Raw genomic sequence first — 22468 nt, 5'->3', positions numbered from 1 at the left:
GTTTTGAGTACATTAACGCTAGTTCTGACAGCAGTGGGTTCGGTATTGCTGCTGCTGTTTTTAGTGATGAAGGCGCGTATGCATGCCTTCGTTGCTTTGATGGTGGTTTCTATTGGTGCAGGTCTCTTTTCCGGTATGCCGCTCGACAAAATCGCGGCGACGATGGAAAAAGGGATGGGCGGCACGCTGGGCTTCCTGGCCATTGTGGTGGCGCTGGGCGCGATGTTTGGCAAGATCCTGCACGAGACGGGCGCGGTCGACCAGATTGCCGTCAAGATGCTGAAATCCTTCGGACACAGCCGTGCGCACTACGCGATTGGTCTGGCCGGTCTGATTTGCGCGCTGCCGCTGTTCTTTGAAGTGGCGGTTGTGCTGCTCATTAGCGTGGCGTTTTCAATGGCGCGTCATACCGGTACGAACCTCGTGAAGCTGGTCATTCCGCTGTTTGCGGGCGTGGCGGCGGCCGCGGCGTTTCTGCTGCCCGGGCCTGCCCCGATGCTGCTGGCCTCCCAGATGCACGCGGACTTTGGCTGGATGATCCTGATTGGCCTGTGCGCTGCGATCCCGGGGATGATTATCGCCGGTCCGCTGTGGGGCAACTTCATCAGCCGCTACGTTGAGCTGCACATCCCGGACGACATCTCCGAGCCGCACCTGGGCGAAGGCAAAATGCCGTCCTTCGGCTTTAGTCTTTCTTTGATCCTGCTCCCGCTGGTGCTGGTGGGTCTGAAAACCATCGCGGCGCGCTTTGTGCCGGTCGGTTCAACCGCGTACGAATGGTTCGAGTTTATTGGTCACCCGTTCACGGCGATCCTGGTGGCGTGTCTGGTGGCGATTTACGGCCTGGCGATGCGTCAGGGCATGCCGAAAGACCGCGTGATGGAGATTTGCGGCGCTGCGCTGCAACCGGCGGGTATCATTCTGCTGGTGATCGGTGCCGGTGGCGTGTTCAAACAGGTGCTGGTGGACTCCGGTGTGGGTCCGGCACTGGGCGAAGCGCTGACCGGAATGGGACTGCCGATTGCGGTCACCTGCTTCGTGCTGGCTGCGGCGGTGCGTATCATTCAGGGCTCCGCGACCGTGGCATGCTTAACCGCCGTGGGCCTGGTGATGCCGGTGATTGAACAGCTGAACTACTCCGGCGCGCAGATGGCGGCGCTCTCTATCTGTATCGCGGGCGGCTCGATTGTGGTTTCACACGTAAACGACGCCGGCTTCTGGCTGTTCGGTAAATTTACCGGCGCCACCGAAGCGCAAACCCTGAAAACCTGGACGCTGATGGAAACCATCCTCGGCACCACAGGTGCGATTGTCGGGATGATTGCGTTTACGCTCCTGAGCTAACGAGGCTGTATGTGTGTCGGGTGGCGGCTTCGCCTTACCCGACCTACAAAATACCTCAGGTCCCGTAGGCCGGGTAAGCGTGAGCGCCACCCGGCTTTTTTACATCCTCATCCCTTCATCCACGCCCGGATCCCGTCAAGGAACATCTGCGTCGCCATCATCACCAGAATCAGCCCCATCAGACGCTCCAGCGCGTTCACCCCTTTCTCACCCAGCAGGCGCAGGAACAGCGACGACTGCAACAGGATAATAAACGTCCCGCCCCAGGCGATCAGCAGGGCAATCACCAGATGGCTCATCTGATTCGGATACTGATGCGACAACAGCATCAGCGTTGCCAGAATCGTTGGTCCCGCGACCAGCGGGATCGCCAGCGGCACGATAAACGGCTCTTCGCCCGCGGGCAGGCCGCTGCTGCTGCCTTCCGCGCTCGGGAAAATCATCTTAATGGCGATCAGGAACAAAATTATCCCGCCGGAAATGGAGACCGTTTCGGCGCGTAAGTTCAGGAAAGCGAGGATTTTTTCCCCGGCGAACAGGAAGATAAACATCACCAGCAGGGCGATGAGCAGCTCGCGGATCATGATCGCCCGGCGGCGCTTCGGCTCGGTGTGCTTCAGCACCGACATGAAGATCGGCAGATTACCGAGCGGATCCATAATCAGGATCAATAAAACCGCTGCGGAAATGATTTCACTCATCTTAAATTATCCCTGATACTTATTGTGGTCATTGCGATGATTAGCACTTTTTCTGATTGCCGGGCAATCATCGATTAATTTCGCTTGCGACTTTGGCAGCATTTTGTAATGTGAAGCATATCCCAGTTCAATACTGGCTTGCACAATCAGCACACACCCCTTGCAGGAAAAAAATGCTATGAAAAACGTTGGTTTTATCGGCTGGCGCGGTATGGTCGGCTCTGTACTCATGCAACGCATGGTTGAAGAGCGCGATTTCGACGCCATCCGCCCGGTCTTCTTCTCCACTTCCCAGCTCGGCCAGGCTGCACCGTCCTTTGGGGGTACCACAGGCACGTTGCAGGACGCTTACGATCTGGAAGCGCTGAAGGCACTCGACATTATTGTGACCTGCCAGGGCGGCGATTATACCAACGAAATCTATCCGAAGCTGCGTGAAAGCGGCTGGCAGGGCTACTGGATTGACGCGGCCTCGTCGCTGCGCATGAAAGACGATGCCATCATTATTCTCGACCCGGTTAACCAGGACGTCATCACCGATGGCCTGAACAACGGCGTGAAAACCTTTGTTGGCGGCAACTGCACCGTCAGCCTGATGCTGATGTCCCTCGGCGGCCTGTTCGCGCAGGATCTGGTGGAGTGGGTCTCTGTGGCAACGTACCAGGCCGCGTCCGGCGGCGGCGCACGCCACATGCGCGAGCTGCTGACCCAGATGGGCCAGCTGCACCACAGCGTCGCGACCGAGCTGGCAGACCCGGCATCCGCCATCCTCGACATCGAGCGCAAAGTCACTCAGCTGACCCGCAGCGGCGAGCTGCCGGTGGATAACTTTGGCGTACCGCTGGCCGGTGGCCTGATCCCGTGGATCGACAAACAGCTGGATAACGGCCAGACCCGCGAAGAGTGGAAGGGCCAGGCGGAGACCAACAAAATCCTCGCCACCGCGAACACCATTCCGGTTGACGGTCTGTGCGTGCGTATCGGCGCGCTGCGCTGCCACAGCCAGGCCTTCACCATTAAACTGAAAAAAGATGTGTCTATTCCGACCGTGGAAGAGCTGCTGGCCGCGCACAACCCGTGGGCGAAAGTGGTGCCAAACGATCGCGATATCACCATGCGCGAGCTCACCCCGGCTGCCGTTACCGGCACGCTGACCACGCCGGTTGGCCGCCTGCGCAAGCTGAACATAGGGCCGGAGTACCTCTCCGCCTTCACCGTTGGCGACCAGCTGCTGTGGGGTGCCGCCGAGCCGCTGCGCCGCATGCTGCGCCAGCTGGCGTAATAATTTGTTAAACACGGGGGGTGATTGTCACCCCCTTTTTTTGCGTACTACATGGAGTAAAACGCAGATGTCTTATTTTTTATCAGGAGGAACCACGACGTTGGCTATGCTTTAAGGAAGATTTATTTCTCACCTGAGGGTAGGGCGGAGCAGAGAGGATTAACTGCACCGTTTAGGTCACATTAAAAGTCGTCCCGGAGCGCGTAAAAAGGGCGACATAAAAAAACAGGATGAATACCATGTCCGATCGTATTTCGAGAGACGTGATTAATGCGCTTATCGCGGGTCATTTTGCCGACCCCTTTTCTGTGCTAGGGATGCACCGTACAGAGGCCGGACTGGAAGTTCGGGCGCTGTTACCGGATGCGACAGAAGTGTGGGTTATCGAACCCAAAACCGGCCGCAAGGTGGGTAATCTGGAATGCCTCGACTCGCGTGGCTTCTTCTCGGGCGTCATGCCCCGTCGTAAAAACCCCTTTCGCTATCAGCTTGCCGTTATCTGGCACGGTCAGCAAAACCTGATTGACGATCCCTACAGCTTTGGGCCGCTCTTAAAAGAGATGGATGCCTGGCTGCTGTCCGAAGGAACCCATTTACGCCCCTACGAAACGCTGGGTGCCCACGCGGATACCATGGACGGTATCACCGGCACGCGCTTTGCCGTATGGGCACCAAACGCCCAGCGCGTCTCCGTCGTTGGGCAGTTCAACTACTGGGACGGTCGTCGTCACCCGATGCGCCTGCGCCGGGAAACCGGCATCTGGGAGCTGTTTATCCCCGGGGCGCATAACGGCCTGCTCTACAAATTCGAGATGATCGATGCCAGCGGCAAGCTGCGTATTAAATCTGACCCGTACGCCTTTGAGGCTGAACTGCGCCCGAATACCGCCTCGCTGATTTGCGGCCTGCCGGAAAAGGTCGTCCAGAGCGAGGAGCGCAAGCAGGCCAACCGCTTTGATGCGCCGATCTCCGTCTATGAGGTGCATCTCGGCTCCTGGCGTCGCCACACGGACAACAACTTCTGGCTGAGCTACCGCGAGCTGGCGGACCAGCTGGTGCCGTACGCCAAATGGATGGGCTTTACCCATCTGGAGCTGCTGCCGATCAACGAACACCCGTTCGACGGCAGCTGGGGCTACCAGCCAACCGGGCTGTATGCGCCTACGCGCCGCTTCGGCACCCGCGATGACTTCCGCTATTTCATTGATGCCGCGCACGCCGCCGGGCTGAACGTCATCCTCGACTGGGTACCGGGCCACTTCCCGTCGGACGATTTTGCGCTGGCAGAGTTCGACGGCACGAAGCTGTACGAGCACAGCGACCCGCGCGAAGGCTATCACCAGGACTGGAACACGCTGATCTACAACTACGGTCGCCGTGAAGTGTCGAATTACCTGGTGGGGAATGCGCTGTACTGGATCGAACGCTTCGGCATTGATGCCCTGCGCGTCGATGCGGTGGCGTCGATGATCTACCGTGACTACAGCCGCAAAGAGGGCGAGTGGATCCCGAACGAGTTTGGCGGACGTGAAAACCTCGAAGCGATTGAGTTTCTGCGCAACACCAACCGCATCATCGGTGAGCAGGTGGAAGGCGCCGTGACCATGGCGGAAGAGTCCACGGACTTTCCGGGCGTTTCCCGTCCACCGTCAATGGGCGGCCTGGGCTTCTGGTACAAGTGGAACCTCGGCTGGATGCACGACACGCTCGACTACATGAAGCTCGACCCGGTTTATCGTCAGTATCACCACGATAAGCTCACCTTCGGGCTGCTCTACAACTTCACCGAAAACTTCATGCTGCCGCTGTCGCACGATGAAGTGGTGCACGGCAAGAAATCTATTCTCGACCGCATGCCGGGGGACCCGTGGCAGAAGTTTGCCAACCTGCGCGCCTATTACGGCTGGATGTTTGCCTTCCCCGGCAAAAAGCTGCTGTTTATGGGCAACGAATTTGCGCAGGGGCGCGAATGGAACCACGACACCAGCCTTGACTGGCACCTGCTGGAAGGCGCGGACAACTGGCACCACGGCGTACAGCGTCTGGTGCGCGACCTGAACCTGACCTACCGCCATCACAAAGCGCTGCACGAGCTGGACTTCGATCCGTACGGCTTTGAGTGGCTGGTGGTGGACGACCACGCGCGCTCGGTGTTTGTCTTTGTCCGTCGTGACAAAGCGGGTAACGAGATCATCGTTGCCAGCAACTTCACGCCAGTGCCGCGCGAACACTACCGCTTCGGCATTAACCAGCCGGGTAAATGGCGCGAAATTCTGAACACCGACTCCATGCACTACCACGGCAGTAACGCCGGTAACGGCGGGCTGGTGCAGAGCGATGCGATTGAAAGCCACGGTCGTCCGAACTCCCTGAGCCTGACGCTGCCGCCGCTGAGCACCATCTGGCTGGTGCGGGAGGGCGAATGACGCAGCTCTCGGCAGGTAAACCCGAACCGCTCGGGGCGAGTTTTGACGGAAAGGGGGTGAACTTCACGCTCTTTTCTGCCCATGCGGAGCGGGTGGAACTCTGTGTGTTTGACGGGGAAGGTAACGAGCACCGTTACGATTTACCGTCCCGCACGGGGGATACCTGGCACGGTTACCTGTCCGGCGGGCGTCCGGGAATGCACTACGGTTTTCGCGTACACGGCCCGTGGGAGCCATCTCAGGGGCACTGGTTTAACCCGGCAAAGCTGCTGATTGACCCGTGCGCGCACCGCGTGGACGGCGAGTTTAAAGACGACCCGCTGTTCCACGTCGGCTACGGGGAACCTGACCACCGCGACAGCGCGCCCGTCGCGCCCAAAAGCGTGGTGGTGCACGATCTCTACGACTGGGAAGATGATGCCCCGCCGCGCACGCCGTGGGGTAATACCGTCATCTATGAAGCCCACGTCAAAGGGCTGACGTATCTGCACCCGTCGATCCCCAAAGAGATGCGCGGCACCTACAAAGCGCTGGGGCATCCGACAATGGTCGCTTACCTGAAGCAGTTAGGGATCACCGCGCTGGAGCTACTGCCGGTGGCGCATTTCGCCAGCGAGCCGCGTCTTCAGCGTCTTGGGTTAAGCAACTACTGGGGCTACAACCCGCTGGCGATGTTCGCGCTCGACCCGCGCTACGCGGTGCATCCGGAGAAAGCGCGGGACGAGTTTCGTGATGCGGTGAAGGCGCTTCACGCGGCGGGCATTGAGGTCATTCTGGACGTGGTGCTGAACCACAGTGCGGAAAGCGATCTTGACGGTCCAACGCTCTCACAGCGCGGAATCGATAACCGTAGCTATTATTGGATCAGGGACGACGGCGATTATGAAAACTGGACCGGGTGCGGTAACACCCTCAACCTCAGCCATCCGGCCGTTACGCATTACGCGTACGAATGCCTGAAATACTGGGTTGAGACGTTCCACGTGGACGGTTTTCGTTTCGACCTGGCGCCGGTGATGGGGCGCACTCCGGCATTTAGCCAGCAGGCGCCGCTGTTTGAGGCGATAAAAAACTGCCCGGTGCTCTCAACGGTGAAGCTGATTGCGGAACCCTGGGACATTGGTGAAGGCGGTTATCAGGTGGGGAACTTCCCGCCGCTGTTTGCCGAGTGGAACGATCACTTCCGCGACGCCGTCCGTCGCTTCTGGCTGGCGCGCGATCTGTCGCTCGGAGAGTTCGCCGGACGCTTTGCCGGCTCGAGCGATCTCTTTAAGCGCGACGGAAAACGTCCGTCGGCCACCATTAACCTGGTGACGGCACACGACGGTTTCACGCTGCGCGACTGCGTTTGTTTCAATCAGAAACACAATGAGGCAAACGGCGAGGAGAATCGCGATGGGACTAACAATAACCATAGCTTTAACCATGGTATAGAAGGGTTAGGCGGAAGTCTGGACGTGATCGAGCGGCGACGCGCCAGCGTTCATGCGCTGCTGACGACGCTTTTGTTGTCGCAGGGCACGCCAATGTTGCTGGCAGGCGATGAGCACGGTCACAGCCAGCACGGCAACAACAACGCCTATTGCCAGGACAACACCCTGACCTGGCTCGACTGGGGAGAAGCGAACAGCGGGTTGACTCATTTCACCGCGGCGCTGATCCATCTTCGCCAGCGCATCCCCGCGCTCACCGCCGACAGCTGGTGGGAAGAGGGCGACGGCAACGTTCGCTGGCTGAATAAAGACGCGCAATCGTTAAGCGCGCAAGAGTGGCAACACGGCATACCCTGTCTGCAAATCCTGCTTTCGGATGCGTGGCTGGTGACGCTGAACGCGACGGATGACGTCGCAGAGATTGTTTTACCTGACGGGGAATGGCGAGCCATTCCTCCCTTTGCCGGAGCGGATAATCCGGTTGTTATGGCTGTCTGGCACGGGCCTGCGCACGGAGTGTGCGTATTCCAAAGATGATAAAAAAGGAGTTAGTCATGGTTAGATTAGAGAAGAACGATCCGTTAATGTTGGCGCGCCAGCTACCATTAAAAACAGTTGCCCTGATACTTGCGGGCGGGCGTGGTACCCGTCTGAAAGATTTGACCATCAAGCGCGCCAAGCCGGCGGTTCACTTTGGTGGTAAGTTCCGTATTATCGATTTTGCACTCTCCAACTGCCTTAACTCAGGCATTCGCCGCATTGGCGTCATTACGCAGTATCAGTCGCACACGCTGGTGCAGCACATTCAGCGCGGCTGGTCATTCTTCAGCGAAGAGATGAACGAGTTTGTCGATCTGCTTCCCGCGCAGCAGCGCGTACACGGGGAAAACTGGTACCGCGGCACGGCGGATGCGGTGACCCAAAACCTCGACATCATTCGCCGCTACAACGCGGAATACGTCGTGATCCTCGCGGGGGACCACATCTACAAGCAAGATTACTCCCACATGCTGATCGACCATGTCGAAAAAGGGGCGCGCTGCACCGTGGCGTGTCTGCCGGTGCCCGTTGCGGAAGCAACCGCGTTCGGCGTGATGCACGTGGATGCGGACGACAAGATTATCGATTTTGTTGAAAAGCCGGCGAACCCGCCAACCATGCCGGGGGATGACACCAAATCGCTCGCCAGCATGGGGATCTATGTCTTTGATGCTGACTATCTTTATGAGCTGCTGGAAGAAGACGACACAGACGAAAACTCCAGCCACGATTTCGGCAAAGACATTATCCCGAAAATTACCAAAGCTGGCATGGCGTATGCACATCCGTTCCCGCTGTCCTGCGTACAGTCCGATCCGAATGCGGAACCCTACTGGCGCGATGTGGGAACCCTGGAAGCGTACTGGAAAGCCAACCTCGATCTGGCGTCCGTGACGCCTGAGCTGGATATGTACGACCAGAACTGGCCAATACGCACCCATATGGAATCGCTGCCGCCGGCGAAGTTCGTGCAGGACCGCTCCGGCAGCCACGGTATGACGCTGAACTCGCTGGTCTCTGGCGGGTGCATTATCTCCGGTTCGGTGGTGGTGCAGTCCGTGCTGTTCCCGCGCGTGCGTATAAACTCATTCTGTAATATCGATTCGGCAGTTCTGCTGCCGGACGTCTGGGTAGGGCGCTCATGTCGTCTGCGTCGCTGCGTCATTGACCGCGCCTGCGTCATTCCCGAAGGGATGGTGATTGGGGAAAACGCGGAAGAAGATGCGCGTCGTTTCTACCGTTCGGAAGAGGGGATCGTGTTAGTAACACGGGAAATGTTGCGGAAGCTGCAAATCAAACAGGAGCGATGATGCAGGTTTTACACGTATGTTCTGAGATGTTCCCGTTGTTAAAAACGGGCGGACTGGCGGATGTTCTTGGTGCACTACCGGCGGCGCAAATTGCCGGAGGGGTAGATACCCGCGTGTTGTTGCCCGCTTTTCCGGATATCCGGCGCGGTATTCCTGATGCAAAGGTTGTTTCCCGTCGCGAGACCTTCGCTGGACGTATCACCCTGCTGTTTGGACATTACAATGGGGTAGGCATTTACCTGATCGATGCGCCGCATTTATACGACCGTCCCGGCAGCCCGTATCACGATACCAACCTGTATGCCTATACCGATAACGTGCTGCGCTTTGCCCTGCTCGGCTGGGTGGGGGCGGAGATGGCCGTCGGGCTGGATCCGTTCTGGCGTCCGAACGTGGTGCACGCGCACGACTGGCATGCGGGGCTGGCACCCGCGTATCTGGCGGCGAAGGGGCATCCGGCCAAATCGGTGTTTACCGTGCACAACCTGGCGTATCAGGGCATGTATTACGCCCATCACATGAATGACATCGATCTGCCATGGTCGTTCTTTAACATGCACGGGCTGGAGTTTAACGGACAGATTTCGTTCCTGAAGGCGGGGCTGTACTACGCCGACCACATTACAGCGGTCAGCCCAACCTACGCGCGTGAAATTACCCAGCCGGAGTTCGGTTACGGTATGGAAGGGCTGCTGCAACAGCGCCACCGTGAAGGCCGCCTGTCGGGCATTCTGAACGGCGTGGATGAACAGATCTGGAATCCGGAAACGGACCTCCTGCTGGCGGCGCGCTATGGTCGCGACTCGGTGGAAGACAAAGCGGAAAACAAGCGCCAGCTACAGATTGCGATGGGGCTGAAGGTCAACGACAAGGTGCCGCTGTTTGCGGTGGTCAGCCGCCTGACCAGCCAGAAAGGGCTGGATCTGGTGCTGGAGGCGCTGCCGGGATTACTGGAGCAGGGCGGTCAGCTGGCGCTGCTTGGCGCGGGCGACCCGGTCTTGCAGGAAGGTTTCCTGGCGGCCGCGGCGGAACACCCGGGGCAGGTGGGCGTGCAGATCGGTTATCACGAAGCCTTTTCGCACCGCATCATGGGCGGCGCGGACGTGATTCTGGTGCCGAGCCGTTTCGAGCCCTGCGGCCTGACGCAGCTCTATGGCCTGAAATACGGCACGTTGCCGCTGGTGCGGCGCACGGGCGGGCTGGCGGATACGGTGTCTGACAGTTCTCTGGAAAACCTGGCGGACGGTATCGCCAGCGGGTTTGTCTTTGAGGACAGTAATGCCTGGTCGCTGCTTCGGGCGATCCGGCGTGCGTTCGTCTTGTGGTCCCGTCCATCCCTGTGGCGTTACGTCCAACGTCAGGCGATGTCCATGGACTTTGGCTGGCACGTTGCGGCGCAGTCCTACCGCGACCTTTATCAACGCTTGATGTAACGAGGCGAAGTGACAGATATGAACGCTCCATTTAGCTACTCTTCCCCCACGCTCAGCGTTGAGGCGTTAAAGCACTCCATCGCCTATAAGCTGATGTTTACCATTGGGAAAGACCCCGTTATTGCCAACAAGCACGAATGGCTGAACGCCACGCTGTTTGCGGTGCGTGACCGTATGGTCGAACGCTGGCTGCGCTCCAACCGCGCCCAGCTTTCGCAGGAGACGCGACAGGTGTATTACCTGTCGATGGAGTTTTTGATTGGTCGCACCCTCTCCAACGCGCTGCTGTCGCTCGGGATTTATGACGACGTCAAAAACGCGCTGGAAGAGATGGGTCTGGATTTAGAAGAGCTGATTGACGAAGAGAACGACCCGGGGCTGGGTAACGGTGGTCTGGGGCGTCTTGCCGCGTGCTTCCTTGACTCGCTGGCAACGCTGGCGCTGCCGGGGCGCGGCTACGGTATTCGCTACGACTACGGCATGTTCAAGCAGAACATCGTCGATGGCCGTCAGAAAGAGTCCCCGGACTACTGGCTGGAATACGGTAACCCGTGGGAGTTCAAGCGCCACAACACGCGCTACAAGGTGCGTTTTGGCGGGCGTATTCAGCAGGAAGGGAAAAAATCCCGCTGGGTGGAAACTGAAGAGATCCTCGCCGTGGCCTATGACCAGATCATCCCCGGCTACGACACCGATGCGACCAACACGCTGCGCCTGTGGAACGCGCAGGCCAGCAGCGAGATCAACCTGGGTAAATTCAACCAGGGCGACTACTTCGCGGCGGTGGAAGATAAAAACCACTCCGAGAACGTCTCCCGCGTGCTTTACCCGGATGACTCCACCTATTCGGGCCGCGAGCTGCGCCTGCGTCAGGAGTATTTCCTCGTCTCGGCAACGATTCAGGATATTCTCAGCCGTCACTATCAGCTGCACAAAACCTACGCCAACCTGGCGGAGAAGACCGCGATTCACCTCAATGACACCCATCCGGTGCTGTCGATCCCCGAGCTGATGCGACTGCTGATTGACGAGCATAAGTTCAGCTGGGACGACGCGTTTGAGGTGACCTGTCAGGTGTTCTCGTACACCAACCATACGCTGATGAGTGAAGCGCTGGAGACGTGGCCGGTGGACATGCTCGGCAAAATTCTGCCGCGCCATCTGCAAATCATCTTCGAGATCAACGACTACTTCCTCAAGACCTTGCAGGAGCAGTACCCGAACGATACCGGCCTGCTGAGCCGCGCGTCGATCATTGATGAATCCAACGGACGCCGCGTACGCATGGCCTGGCTGGCGGTGGTGATCAGCCACAAGGTGAACGGCGTGTCAGAGCTGCACTCGAACCTGATGGTGCAGTCGCTGTTTGCGGACTTCGCGAAGATCTTCCCGACGCGTTTCTGCAACGTAACCAACGGCGTCACGCCGCGCCGCTGGCTGGCGCTGGCGAACCAGCCGCTCTCCGACGTGCTTGATGAGAACATTGGCCGCACCTGGCGCACCGATTTGAGCCAGCTGAGCGAGCTTGAGCAGCACATTGATTTCCCGACGGTGAACAAAGCCGTACGGGAAGCCAAGCTGCTGAACAAGAAACGTCTGGCGGTGTGGCTGGCGATGCACCTCAACGTGGTGGCGAACCCGAAAGCGTTGTTTGACGTGCAGATCAAGCGTATCCACGAGTACAAGCGTCAGCTGATGAACGTGCTGCACGTGATCACCCACTACAACCGCATTAAGGCTGACCCGACGGCGGAATGGGTGCCGCGCGTGAAAATCTTTGCCGGCAAGGCGGCGTCCGCGTACTACATGGCGAAGCACATTATTCACCTCATCAACGATGTGGCGAAGGTGGTCAACCACGATCCGGACATTGGCGACAAGCTGAAGGTGGTATTCATCCCGAACTACAGCGTGAGCCTGGCGCAGCTGATCATTCCGGCGGCGGATCTCTCCGAGCAGATTTCCACGGCGGGGACGGAAGCGTCCGGCACCAGCAACATGAAGTTTGCCCTGAACGGCGCGCTGACCATCGGCACGCTGGACGGCGCAAACGTCGAGATGCTTGAGCATGTGGGGGAGGAGAATATCTTTATCTTCGGCAATACGGCGGAAGAAGTGGAGTCGCTTCGCAAGCAGGGCTACTCGCCGCGCGAATATTACGAAGAGGATGAAGAGCTACGCCAGGTGCTGACGCAAATTGCCACCGGGGTGTTTAACCCTGAGGAGCCTGGACGCTATCGTGACCTGGTGGACTCGCTGATTAACTTCGGCGATCACTATCAGGTGCTGGCGGATTACCGCAGCTACGTGGACTGTCAGGACAGGGTAGACGAGCTGTACCGTCAGCAGGAGAAGTGGACCAGCGCCGCGATGCATAACATCGCCAACATGGGGTACTTCTCGTCAGACAGAACCATCAAGGAGTATGCCGAGAACATCTGGCATATTGATCCGGTGCGGTTGTAAAACAAAGCCGGGTGGCGGCTCCGCCTTACCCGGCCTACTCGATCCTGTAGGCCCGGTAAGCGCAGCGCCACCGGGCATTTTTTGTCACCCTCAGGACGCCAGCGACAATTCACGCTTTCCCGCATGTTGCGCCAGCCACTGCGCGACGCGAGACTGCTGCTCGGCATTCAGCCACATCCCTTCTTTAGTACGACGCCAGATGGCATCGTCCAGGCGGCGCACCCACTCGTGTTCAACCAGGTAGCGCAGCTCCGCTTCATACAGCTCATGACCGAAATGCTCGCCCAGGTCGCCAATCTCTTTCGCGTCGCCGAGGAACAGCTCGGTATTGCTGCCGTAGGTGCGGGCATAGTGGCGAGCCATCCCTTCGGTGATGAACGGGAAGCGGCGACGCAGCTTCGCGGCGTAATCGTCGCGGTTATCGCCGATATCTCCGCCCGGCAGTACCGCCTCTTTGGTCCACGCGGGGCCGATGCCTTTATAGTACGGCGCCAGTTTTTCCAGCGCGTGCTCGGCCAGCTTGCGGTAGGTGGTGAGCTTGCCGCCAAACACCGACAGCAGCGGTGCCTGACCGTCTACGTCATGAATATCGAGCGTATAGTCGCGGGTGATGGCCTGCGGTGAGTCAGATTCGTCATCGCACAGCGGACGCACGCCGGAGTAGGTCCAGACCACGTCATCGCGCGCCAGCTGTTTCTTAAAGTGCGCGTTGTACACCTTCAGCAGGTAGCTGACTTCACTCTCGTCGATCTCAACGTTTTTCGGATCGCCTTTGTACTCCACGTCGGTGGTGCCGATGATGGAGAACTCGTCCATCCACGGGATCACAAACACGATGCGCTTGTCTTCGTTTTGCAGGATGTAGGCCTGCTTCTGGGTATGTACGCGCGGCACCACAATGTGGCTGCCCTTGATCAGGCGAATGCCGTACGGTGAAGGCAGGTGCATTCCATCGTCGAAGAACTGCTTCACCCACGGGCCGGTGGCGTTCACCAGGCCGCGTGCTTTCCAGCTGAACTTCTCGCCGGTATCCACGTCTTCTGCTTCCACAATCCACAGGCCGTTTTCGCGGCGGGCGGCGGTCGCGCGGGTGCGGGTTTTCACCTCGCCGCCTTTCTTCTCGACCATCTGGGCGTTAGCCAGCACCAGACGCGCATCGTCCACCCAGCAGTCGGAATATTCGAAACCGCGCACGATTTCAGGCTTAAGGACCGATTCTGAGCCAAAACGCAAACCGTTCGAACCCGGCAGGCTGGTGCGTTTGCCGAGATGATCGTACATAAACAGGCCGATGCGGATCATCCACGCCGGGCGCAGGTGCGGGCGGTGAGGCAGGCGGAAGCGCATCGGGATCGCCAGATGCGGGGCCATTTTCAGCAGCACTTCGCGTTCGGCCAGCGCTTCGCTGACCAGGCGGAATTCGTAGTGTTCCAGGTAGCGCAGGCCACCGTGGATCAGCTTGGAGCTGGCGGACGACGTCGCGCAGGCGAGATCGTTAGCTTCCAGCATCAGCACGGATAAACCGCGTCCTGCGGCATCAACCGCAATACCGGCACCGTTGATGCCACCGCCTATCACAATCAGATCTTTGGTTTCCATAACACCCTCATGCACTTTCGTTAAAGCTCAGAAATGTTCGATATCGCTCATAATAGCAAAGGAACGCGCTTTTGGTAACATCAAAAAAACAATTTAGAGTGATATGGATAACATAATGGCGTTTACCCGCCGCCAGGACGTACACTACGGGGTAAAATCTTGTCGTTGACCACTGTAAAGAGAACACCATGGATCAGTTTGAATGTATTAACGTAGAAGAAGCCCATCAGAAGATGCACCAGAAAACCGCGGTGCTGGTGGACATCCGCGATCCGCAGAGCTTTGCCATGGGCCACACGCCGGGCGCGTTCCATTTGACCAACGACACGCTGGGCGCGTTTATGCGCGATAACGACTTCGAAACCCCGGTGATGGTGATGTGTTACCACGGCAACAGCAGTAAAGGCGCAGCGCAGTATCTGATCCAGCAGGGCTACGATGCGGTGTACAGCGTCGACGGCGGCTTTGATGCCTGGCACCGTCATTTCCCGGCAGAAGTTGAATACGCGTTTGAGCGCTGATCCCGCTATACTGTCCCCTTTTGTGTGGAAATAAGCGACCGCTGCCCATGTTGATGATCACCTCTTTTACCAACCCGCGCGTCGCCCAGGCGTTTGTCGACTATATGGCGACGCAGGGCATAATCCTGACTATTCAGCAGCATACGCAGACGGACGTCTGGCTGGCGGACGAAAGCCAGGCCGAGCGCGTGAACGCCGAGCTGGCGCGTTTTCTGGAAAACCCGGGCGACCCGCGCTATCTGGCGGCAAGCTGGCAGTCCGGACAGACCGGCAGCGGACTGCATTACAGCCGCTTTCCCTTCCTTGCCACGATACGCGAGCGCGCGGGCCCGTTTACGCTGCTGCTGATGGCAGCCTGCATTATTGTCTTCATTATTATGAACGTGGTGGGCGACCAGAGCGTGATGATTGCCCTCGCATGGCCGTACGATCCCTCCCTGCAATTTGACGTCTGGCGCTACTTCACGCATGCGCTGATGCACTTCTCGGTGATGCATATCCTCTTTAACCTGCTGTGGTGGTGGTATCTCGGCGGGGCGGTGGAGAAGCGGCTCGGCAGCGGCAAGCTGATTGTCATCACCGTGATCAGCGCCCTGTTGAGCGGCTATGTGCAGCATAAATTCAGCGGCCCGTGGTTTGGCGGGTTATCCGGCGTGGTTTACGCCCTGATGGGCTACGCCTGGCTCAGAGGCGAGCGCGACCCGGAAAGCGGCATCTATTTACAACGTGGATTAATAACCTTTGCGTTAATATGGCTTATTGCCGGATGGTTTGATCTGTTTGGTATGTCTATCGCCAATGGTGCGCACGTTACCGGCCTGGCGGTCGGGCTGGCGATGGCGCTTGCCGATACGCTCCATGAGCGAAAACGAACATAATTCTCAGGGATAATTGATGAAACAAACACAACGTCATGACGCCATTATCGAACTGGTCAAAAAACAGGGATACGTCAGTACCGAAGAGCTGGTCGAGCAGTTTGCCGTCAGCCCGCAAACCATCCGTCGTGACCTGAACGACCTTGCCGATCAGAACCGTATTCTGCGGCATCACGGCGGCGCCGCGCTGCCGTCCAGCTCGGTGAACACCTCGTGGCATGACCGTAAGGCGACGCAAACGGCAGAGAAAGAGCGTATCGCCCGTAAGGTTGCGAGCCAGATCCCGAACGGCGCGACGCTGTTTATTGATATCGGCACCACGCCGGAAGCGGTCGCCCACGCGCTGCTGGATCACGAGAACCTGCGCGTGGTCACTAACAACCTGAACGTGGCCAACACCCTGATGCAGAAGGATGATTTCCGCATCATCCTCGCGGGCGGCGAGCTACGCAGCCGCGACGGGGGCATTATCGGTGAAGCGACGCTCGATTTTATCTCCCAGTTCCGCCTCGATTTCGGCATTCTGGGGATCAGCGGCATCGACACCGACGGCTCGCTGCTGGAGTTTGATTATCATGAGGTACGCACCAAGCGCGCGATTATTGAGAACTCGCGCCATGTGATGCTGGTGGTGGACCACTCGAAGTTTGGCCGTAACGCGATGGTGAACATGGGCAGCATTAGCCTGGTGAATGCGGTCTATACCGACGTAATGCCGCCGGCGGGCGTTATGCAGGTGATTAAGGATAATAATGTGCAGTTAGAGCTGTGCTAACCGTTTTGTCGGGTGGCGCTGCGCTTACCCGACCTACAAAACCCGTAGGCCCGTGCAAGCGTAGCGCCGCCGGGCAATAAATTACACACCGTACCCCATCATCTTCAACAGCTGCTGCGCATGCTGTACCGCGTCCTGACGGTGCGCCACGCCCAGCTTCTGATACAGATTACGAATGTGCGTTTTGATGGTGGTCGCCGCGACGGCCAGCTCACCGGCTATCTGGTCATTGCTGTAACCGGAGTAGATCAGCCCCAGCACCTGCCATTCACGCTGAGTGAGCGGGCTGGTGCGGATAAGTTCCGGCACTTCCGGATGGTTCAGCAGACGCTCCACGAAGTTCTCATCGAAGTGCGCAAACTTGTGGCGGTGATGCTGGTTGATCTCGCGCAGAATGCGCTGGGCGCGATGCTGGTCGAGTTCCGGCAGCGTGTTGAGCTGAATCAGCTGGCGCAGCTGCTGGGCCATCACTTCACCTTCAATCACAAAGTGGCTGATAAACCCGGTGCGGTTCGCCAGCTGCAACGCTTCCAGCAGCACGCGCTGGGCATCGTTTTTACGTCCCGCCTGCCAGTAAAGCTGGTTTAACAGCAGCAGGTTGCGGTTCAAATCGCTCATCAGACGCAGGCTGCGGGCGTTTTCATTTAACTCTTCCAGCACGATCTCGGCAGGCTCGTAGTCACCCATCAGGATCTGCACGCGGGCAATATTGCGCCACTGGCTTTGCAGGAAGTGGTTATTGGCAAATTCTGGCTTAGGCGTCTGACGCAGCCAGTGGGCGGCGGACTTTTTATCGCCGGTCATCTGCCAGTAAATTACCCGAACCTTATCGGCGTTGGACACCCAGTCGCTATGGTACTGCCCATTGCCGAGCAGGTTTTCCAGGCGATTAAGGTGGTTGCGGGCATTATCCAGGTCACCGCGCGCCAGCGAGCACTGTACCAGCAGGGCCAGACACTGGAGTTGCTGTTGAGGCTGGAAGCTCGAAAGCACGTTCAGCCCCTGGCGGGCGCAGCTTTCTGCTTCATCCAGACGCGACCATGCCCACAGCAGCTGAGCGCGAATACGCAACAGGAACTCGTGCATCGGCAGCTGTTCCAGATGCTGTTCACGGATCAGCTGGAACGCTTTCTCCTGGTTTTCCCAGGCGGCTTGCAGGAACCCCTGAGCAAATAAAATCTCGCTTTGCTGGATCAGGCTCCACAGGGCGTAATGCCAGACATCGTGGCGGCGCGCCATCTGTTCGGTTTGCTGCATGAGCGAAAGCGAACGCGTGAGATCGCCCTTGCAGTGCAGCACTTCGCCGTGCACCGAGGTGGCCACAATGCGGCTGTAAAAATTCGCCAGCGGCAGCTCATCCAGCGCGACCATCGCCAGCCGTTCGGCCTCATCCGGGTCGCCGTCGTTAATCGCCACCTGCGCGCGCAGGGCGTTAAACTCGCCGTGCAGGATGGTATCCATCTCGCTTTCCATCTCCTGCTCGGCGCGCGCCAGCAGGGTGTTCACTTCGCTGTAGCGATGCTGACTCTGCATCAGCCAGGCCTGGAGCAGCACCAGACGCGGATTCTCCAGCAGGCTCTCCCACGGCAGCGCTTTCAACGACTCTTCCAGCAGCGACAGTTCGCTGTGGTTGAACAGCCCCCACGCGTGATTGAGCAGAATATCGCGCAGCATACCGGCATCCCCGGCGGCCAGCGCGTGGTGGATAGCCTCGCTCGGGAAACCTTGCGCCATCCAGCTTTCGGCGGCGGCGCGGTGAATATCAGGCAGCTCTGCGGCCAGCTCCCACTGACAGCGCTGGCGCAGGAAGCTGCCAAACAGCGGATGGTAGCTAAACCATTCGCCGGGATCGTCCATGCGCGTCAGGAACAGACCCTGACGTTCAATCTCTTCGAGCTGAAGCTGCCCGTTTTCGATGCCGGTGACGCGCACGATCAGCGCATCGTTCATCGAACGCAGCAGGGAGCTTTTCAGCAGGAAATGGCGGGTGGAGAGGTCAACGCTGTCGAGTACCTCATCCACCAGATAATCCGACAGGTGGCTGGCGTTGATGCCCGCCAGGCGGCGTGCCGACTGGTGCGTCGGGCTGTTGTTTTGCCGCGCGGAGAGAGCAATCAGCTGAAGCGCCGTGGCCCAGCCTGCAACGTCATCACACAGGCGGCTGCTTTCAGACGCCTCGATCGGAGACGTCAGACGGCAGTCAAAGAACTGTTTCGCTTCCTGATGGGTAAAGGCCAGCTGCTGGCTGCCGATTTCCAGCAGCTGATCGCGCACGCGCAGGTTAGCAATGCCCAGTTGCGGAAGGTTGCGCGACAGGACCACCAGCGTCAGGTTTTCCGGCTGATGGCGTAGGAAGAAACGCATCGACTCGTGAATGACCGGGTTCGTGATCAGATGATAATCATCAATCACCACGTACAGCGGGCGATGCCATTCGGCCAGTTCAATAAACAGCTGTGAGAAAAGAGAGGACAGGCTGGCGTACTGGCGCTTCTGCACCATCACCTCGCTGGTGACGCAGTGCCCGTTGGTTGCCTGCTGAATAGCGGCAATTAAATAGCTGGCAAAACGCTCCTGCTGGTTATCCCCTTCATCCAGGGAGTACCAGCCAAGATCGCTTTTGCCTGCCGCCCACTGTGAAATGAGCGTTGTTTTTCCATAACCCGCAGGACTCGTAACCAGCGCCAGTCGGAAATTATGCGCACCGGAAAGTTTAGCCAGCAGGCGCTCGCGGACCACAGTATGGTCAAGACGAACCGGGCGACTTAATTTGGACGGAATCAACATAGTTTTCACTTCACTGTGGGGAACGAGAAAATTTATTTTTTTTGCGCTTCGTAATTAATACCTATAAGTTCGGCCAATACAGGAACTATTGCAAGTTATGTCTGGGTTTGGAGGCTCTGAATTTGCACTCTGTCACAAAACATTCTCATCTATGTTGGAACTTTTGTTAAATGGCTGGATGCCGCGCTGCTGCTGGCTTGTCTGCATGGTGTACGGTTGCGCTGAAACTGGTTTCAGGAGGAGATAATGACGCTGAAGTTAATAAACTTTGGCAAAGGTTGCGCGGGCTTAATAGTGGTGCTGAATAATCCGGGCGCCCGGAAATCATATTCTTCGTAAGTAATCATTTCAGCGATGATTAATTTCCTCCGAAACGGTATTTCACTTCTTTGACACGCTTCCGGTATATCTTTTTTTGCGAAGCGCACACTCACACAGTGGCCTCGATCACACTTTTATGCTCATCCCCGCTACTCCTCCCTGCCTAATCCCCGACAGGATGAGGAAGAGGCGCAGTGAGCCAGGCACACTAGCGTCAAATGTGTTTTCTCTCTACAGGATGCCGATTCCCTATGTCACAGCCTACTTTCAACAAAGCTCAATTTCAGGCTGCCCTGACGCGTCAGTGGCAGCGTTTTGGCCTTCATGCTGCAAACGAGATGACGCCTCACCAGTGGTGGCAGGCGGTGAGCGGGGCGCTCGCGGAGCAGCTGGACGCTCAGCCCGTGACGAAGCCTGTTAAGGGCCAACGTCACGTCAACTACATTTCGATGGAGTTCCTGATTGGCCGTCTGACAGGCAACAATCTGCTGAACCTTGGCTGGTATCAGGAAGTGGGTGACGTGCTGAAAGAACACGACATCAACCTGACCGATTTGCTGGAAGAAGAGACGGACCCGGCGCTGGGTAACGGCGGACTGGGACGTCTGGCAGCCTGCTTCCTGGATTCCATGGCAACGGTTGGCCAGTCGGCGATTGGCTATGGCCTGAACTACCAGTACGGCCTGTTCCGTCAGTCGTTCGCTGACGGCCACCAGATGGAAGCGCCGGACGACTGGCACCGTAATACCTATCCGTGGTTCCGCCACAACGCGCAGCTGGACGTGCAGGTCGGGATTGGCGGGAAAGTGACGAAGCAAGGGCTCTGGGAGCCGGCGTTCACTATTACCGGTGAAGCCTGGGACCTGCCGGTGCTCGGCTACCGTAACGGCGTGGCGCAGCCGCTGCGCCTGTGGCAGGCGAAGCACGCGCATCCGTTCAACCTGACCAAATTCAACGACGGTGATTTCCTGCGCGCCGAGCAGCAGGGTATCGACGCCGAGAAGCTGACCAAAGTGCTCTACCCGAACGACAACCATCTGGCGGGTAAAAAGCTGCGCCTGATGCAGCAGTACTTCCAGTGCGCCTGCTCCGTGGCGGACATTCTGCGTCGCCATCACCTGGCGGGCCGCAAGCTGGCACAGCTGCCGGACTTCGAAGTCATTCAGCTCAACGACACGCACCCGACCATTGCCATCCCGGAACTGCTGCGCGTGCTGATTGACGAGCATCAGCTGAGCTGGGACGACGCCTGGGCCATCACCAGCCGTACCTTCGCCTACACCAACCACACCCTGATGCCGGAAGCGCTGGAGTGCTGGGATGAGAAGCTGGTGAAAACGCTGCTGCCGCGCCATATGCAGATCATCAATAAGATTAACGACCAGTTCAAAACGCTGGTGGAGAAAACCTGGCCGGGCGATAAGCCCGTCTGGGCGAAGCTGGCCGTGGTGCACGACAAGCAGGTGCGCATGGCGAACATGTGCGTAGTCAGCGGTTTTGCGGTCAACGGCGTGGCGGCGCTGCACTCTGACCTGGTGGTGAAAGACCTGTTCCCGGAATACCACCAGCTGTGGCCGACCAAATTCCACAACGTGACCAACGGCATCACGCCGCGCCGCTGGATCAAGCAGTGCAACCCGCTGCTGGCCGGCCTGCTGGATAAGACCCTGAAGAAAGAGTGGGCCAACGACCTGGACCAGCTCATCAACCTGGAAAAATATGCCGACGACGCGAAGTTCCGCGAGCAGTACCGCGCGATCAAGCTGGAGAACAAAGTTCGCCTGGCGGCGTTCGTGAAAATGCGCACCGGGATTGAAATCAACCCGAACGCGATTTTCGATATTCAGATCAAACGTCTGCACGAGTACAAGCGTCAGCACCTGAACCTGCTGCACATTCTGGCGCTGTACAAAGAGATCCGCGAGAACCCGCAGGCCGACCGCGTGCCGCGCGTGTTCCTGTTCGGTGCGAAAGCGGCGCCGGGCTACTACCTGGCGAAAAACATTATCCTCGCCATTAATAAAGTAGCGGCGGCGATCAACAGCGATCCGAAAGTGGGCGACAAGCTGAAGGTGGTGTTCCTGCCGGACTACTGCGTCTCTGCGGCTGAAATGCTGATCCCGGCGGCGGATATCTCCGAGCAGATCTCAACCGCCGGTAAAGAAGCGTCCGGTACCGGCAACATGAAGCTGGCCCTGAACGGCGCGCTGACCGTCGGCACGCTGGACGGCGCGAACGTCGAAATTGCGGAGAAGGTCGGTGAAGAGAACATCTTTATCTTCGGCCATACTGTTGAAGAAGTGAAAGCCATCAAAGCCAAAGGGTACGACCCGGTGAAATGGCGTAAAAAAGACAAAGTGCTGGATGCGGTGCTGAAAGAGCTGGAAAGCGGTAAGTACAGCGACGGCGACAAGCACGCGTTTGACCAGATGCTGCACAGCATGGACAAACAGGGCGGCGATCCGTATCTGGTGATGGCTGACTTCACGGCTTATGTTGAAGCGCAGAAGCAGGTCGACGTGCTGTACCGCGACCAGGACGCCTGGACCCGCGCGTGTATCCTGAACACCGCGCGCTGCGGCATGTTCAGCTCTGACCGCTCAATCCGTGATTATCAGGCCCGTATCTGGCAGGCAAAACGCTAAGGAAGCG

General features: G+C 58.2%; 14 protein-coding genes. 11 read left to right on the top strand and 3 right to left on the bottom strand.

The window, feature by feature from the left end:
• Nucleotides 1-3 precede the first annotated feature (3 nt).
• The gene (gntU, locus tag IM300_RS07895) at nt 4-1344 is read left to right on the top strand and encodes a gluconate transporter (RefSeq protein WP_023295539.1); all 1341 of its coding nucleotides are present in this window, start codon (nt 4-6) and stop codon (nt 1342-1344) included.
• Nucleotides 1345-1451: 107 nt separating this feature from the next.
• Here the strand turns inward: gntU and yhgN are convergent, their stop codons facing one another.
• Nucleotides 1452-2045 carry an NAAT family transporter YhgN gene (yhgN, locus tag IM300_RS07890; protein WP_003861574.1) on the bottom strand — a complete coding sequence of 198 codons (594 nt, stop codon included), beginning with the start codon at nt 2043-2045 and terminating at the stop codon, nt 1452-1454.
• A gap of 178 nt (nt 2046-2223) precedes the next feature.
• On the opposite strand from yhgN, the gene asd reads away from it, so the two are divergent.
• The 6 genes from asd (at nt 2224) to glgP (ending at nt 12935) form a co-directional block, all read left to right on the top strand.
• Entirely contained in the window at nt 2224-3327 is a 1104-nt protein-coding gene (gene asd, locus IM300_RS07885; RefSeq protein WP_193036013.1) for an aspartate-semialdehyde dehydrogenase, read from the top strand.
• Between the two features lie 239 nt (nt 3328-3566).
• Complete coding sequence (gene glgB / locus IM300_RS07880) at nt 3567-5753, top strand: 1,4-alpha-glucan branching enzyme (RefSeq protein WP_193036011.1); 2187 nt, start codon at nt 3567-3569, stop codon at nt 5751-5753.
• Nucleotides 5750-7723: a glycogen debranching protein GlgX gene (gene glgX, locus IM300_RS07875; protein WP_193036009.1), complete on the top strand. Its 1974-nt coding sequence runs from the start codon at nt 5750-5752 to the stop codon at nt 7721-7723. Before glgB ends, glgX begins: the two co-directional genes overlap by 4 nt.
• Nucleotides 7724-7740: 17 nt before the next feature.
• Entirely contained in the window at nt 7741-9036 is a 1296-nt protein-coding gene (gene glgC, locus IM300_RS07870) for a glucose-1-phosphate adenylyltransferase (protein WP_063449532.1), read from the top strand.
• Nucleotides 9036-10469: a glycogen synthase GlgA gene (glgA, locus tag IM300_RS07865; RefSeq protein WP_063865387.1), complete on the top strand. Its 1434-nt coding sequence runs from the start codon at nt 9036-9038 to the stop codon at nt 10467-10469. The genes glgC and glgA overlap by 1 nt, the downstream gene beginning before the upstream one ends.
• A gap of 18 nt (nt 10470-10487) precedes the next feature.
• Nucleotides 10488-12935: a glycogen phosphorylase gene (gene glgP, locus IM300_RS07860; protein ID WP_112792200.1), complete on the top strand. Its 2448-nt coding sequence runs from the start codon at nt 10488-10490 to the stop codon at nt 12933-12935.
• A gap of 90 nt (nt 12936-13025) precedes the next feature.
• On the opposite strand, the gene glpD is transcribed toward glgP, so the two are convergent.
• Nucleotides 13026-14534 (bottom strand): glycerol-3-phosphate dehydrogenase, encoded by a 1509-nt coding sequence (glpD, locus tag IM300_RS07855; RefSeq protein WP_112792199.1) that lies wholly within the window; start codon nt 14532-14534, stop codon nt 13026-13028.
• 188 nt (nt 14535-14722) lie between these two features.
• Between glpD and glpE the strand changes: the two genes are divergently transcribed.
• The 3 genes from glpE to IM300_RS07840 are packed head-to-tail and all read left to right on the top strand — an operon-like array spanning nt 14723 to nt 16708.
• Nucleotides 14723-15055 (top strand): thiosulfate sulfurtransferase GlpE, encoded by a 333-nt coding sequence (glpE, locus tag IM300_RS07850; protein WP_063865391.1) that lies wholly within the window; start codon nt 14723-14725, stop codon nt 15053-15055.
• Nucleotides 15056-15102: 47 nt separating this feature from the next.
• Entirely contained in the window at nt 15103-15933 is an 831-nt protein-coding gene (gene glpG / locus IM300_RS07845) for a rhomboid family intramembrane serine protease GlpG (RefSeq protein WP_193036007.1), read from the top strand.
• Nucleotides 15934-15949: 16 nt separating this feature from the next.
• Nucleotides 15950-16708 (top strand): DeoR/GlpR family transcriptional regulator, encoded by a 759-nt coding sequence (locus IM300_RS07840; RefSeq protein ID WP_063449527.1) that lies wholly within the window; start codon nt 15950-15952, stop codon nt 16706-16708.
• 81 nt (nt 16709-16789) lie between these two features.
• On the opposite strand, the gene malT is transcribed toward IM300_RS07840, so the two are convergent.
• The gene (malT, locus tag IM300_RS07835; RefSeq protein WP_193036005.1) at nt 16790-19495 is read right to left on the bottom strand and encodes an HTH-type transcriptional regulator MalT; all 2706 of its coding nucleotides are present in this window, start codon (nt 19493-19495) and stop codon (nt 16790-16792) included.
• A 572-nt stretch (nt 19496-20067) separates the two neighbouring features.
• Between malT and malP the strand changes: the two genes are divergently transcribed.
• Nucleotides 20068-22461, top strand: a complete 2394-nt coding sequence (malP, locus tag IM300_RS07830) for a maltodextrin phosphorylase (RefSeq protein ID WP_193036003.1) — start codon at nt 20068-20070, stop codon at nt 22459-22461.
• Nucleotides 22462-22468 lie beyond the last annotated feature (7 nt).

This window comes from Enterobacter cloacae complex sp. I2 (assembly GCF_014896205.1).
Classification (GTDB): domain Bacteria; phylum Pseudomonadota; class Gammaproteobacteria; order Enterobacterales; family Enterobacteriaceae; genus Enterobacter; species Enterobacter quasihormaechei.
This window is presented reverse-complemented; position numbering and strand designations above follow the sequence as displayed.

Bases quoted from the DNA above. Each gene is read 5' to 3' on its own strand.
- yhgN (WP_003861574.1), bottom strand. From the start codon at position 2,045: ATGAGTGAAATCATTTCCGCAGCGGTTTTATTGATCCTGATTATGGAT.
- asd (WP_193036013.1), top strand. From the start codon at position 2,224: ATGAAAAACGTTGGTTTTATCGGCTGGCGCGGTATGGTCGGCTCTGTA.
- glgB (WP_193036011.1), top strand. From the start codon at position 3,567: ATGTCCGATCGTATTTCGAGAGACGTGATTAATGCGCTTATCGCGGGT.
- glgX (WP_193036009.1), top strand. From the start codon at position 5,750: ATGACGCAGCTCTCGGCAGGTAAACCCGAACCGCTCGGGGCGAGTTTT.
- glgC (WP_063449532.1), top strand. From the start codon at position 7,741: ATGGTTAGATTAGAGAAGAACGATCCGTTAATGTTGGCGCGCCAGCTA.
- glgA (WP_063865387.1), top strand. From the start codon at position 9,036: ATGCAGGTTTTACACGTATGTTCTGAGATGTTCCCGTTGTTAAAAACG.
- glgP (WP_112792200.1), top strand. From the start codon at position 10,488: ATGAACGCTCCATTTAGCTACTCTTCCCCCACGCTCAGCGTTGAGGCG.
- glpD (WP_112792199.1), bottom strand. From the start codon at position 14,534: ATGGAAACCAAAGATCTGATTGTGATAGGCGGTGGCATCAACGGTGCC.
- glpE (WP_063865391.1), top strand. From the start codon at position 14,723: ATGGATCAGTTTGAATGTATTAACGTAGAAGAAGCCCATCAGAAGATG.
- glpG (WP_193036007.1), top strand. From the start codon at position 15,103: ATGTTGATGATCACCTCTTTTACCAACCCGCGCGTCGCCCAGGCGTTT.
- IM300_RS07840 (WP_063449527.1), top strand. From the start codon at position 15,950: ATGAAACAAACACAACGTCATGACGCCATTATCGAACTGGTCAAAAAA.
- malT (WP_193036005.1), bottom strand. From the start codon at position 19,495: ATGTTGATTCCGTCCAAATTAAGTCGCCCGGTTCGTCTTGACCATACT.
- malP (WP_193036003.1), top strand. From the start codon at position 20,068: ATGTCACAGCCTACTTTCAACAAAGCTCAATTTCAGGCTGCCCTGACG.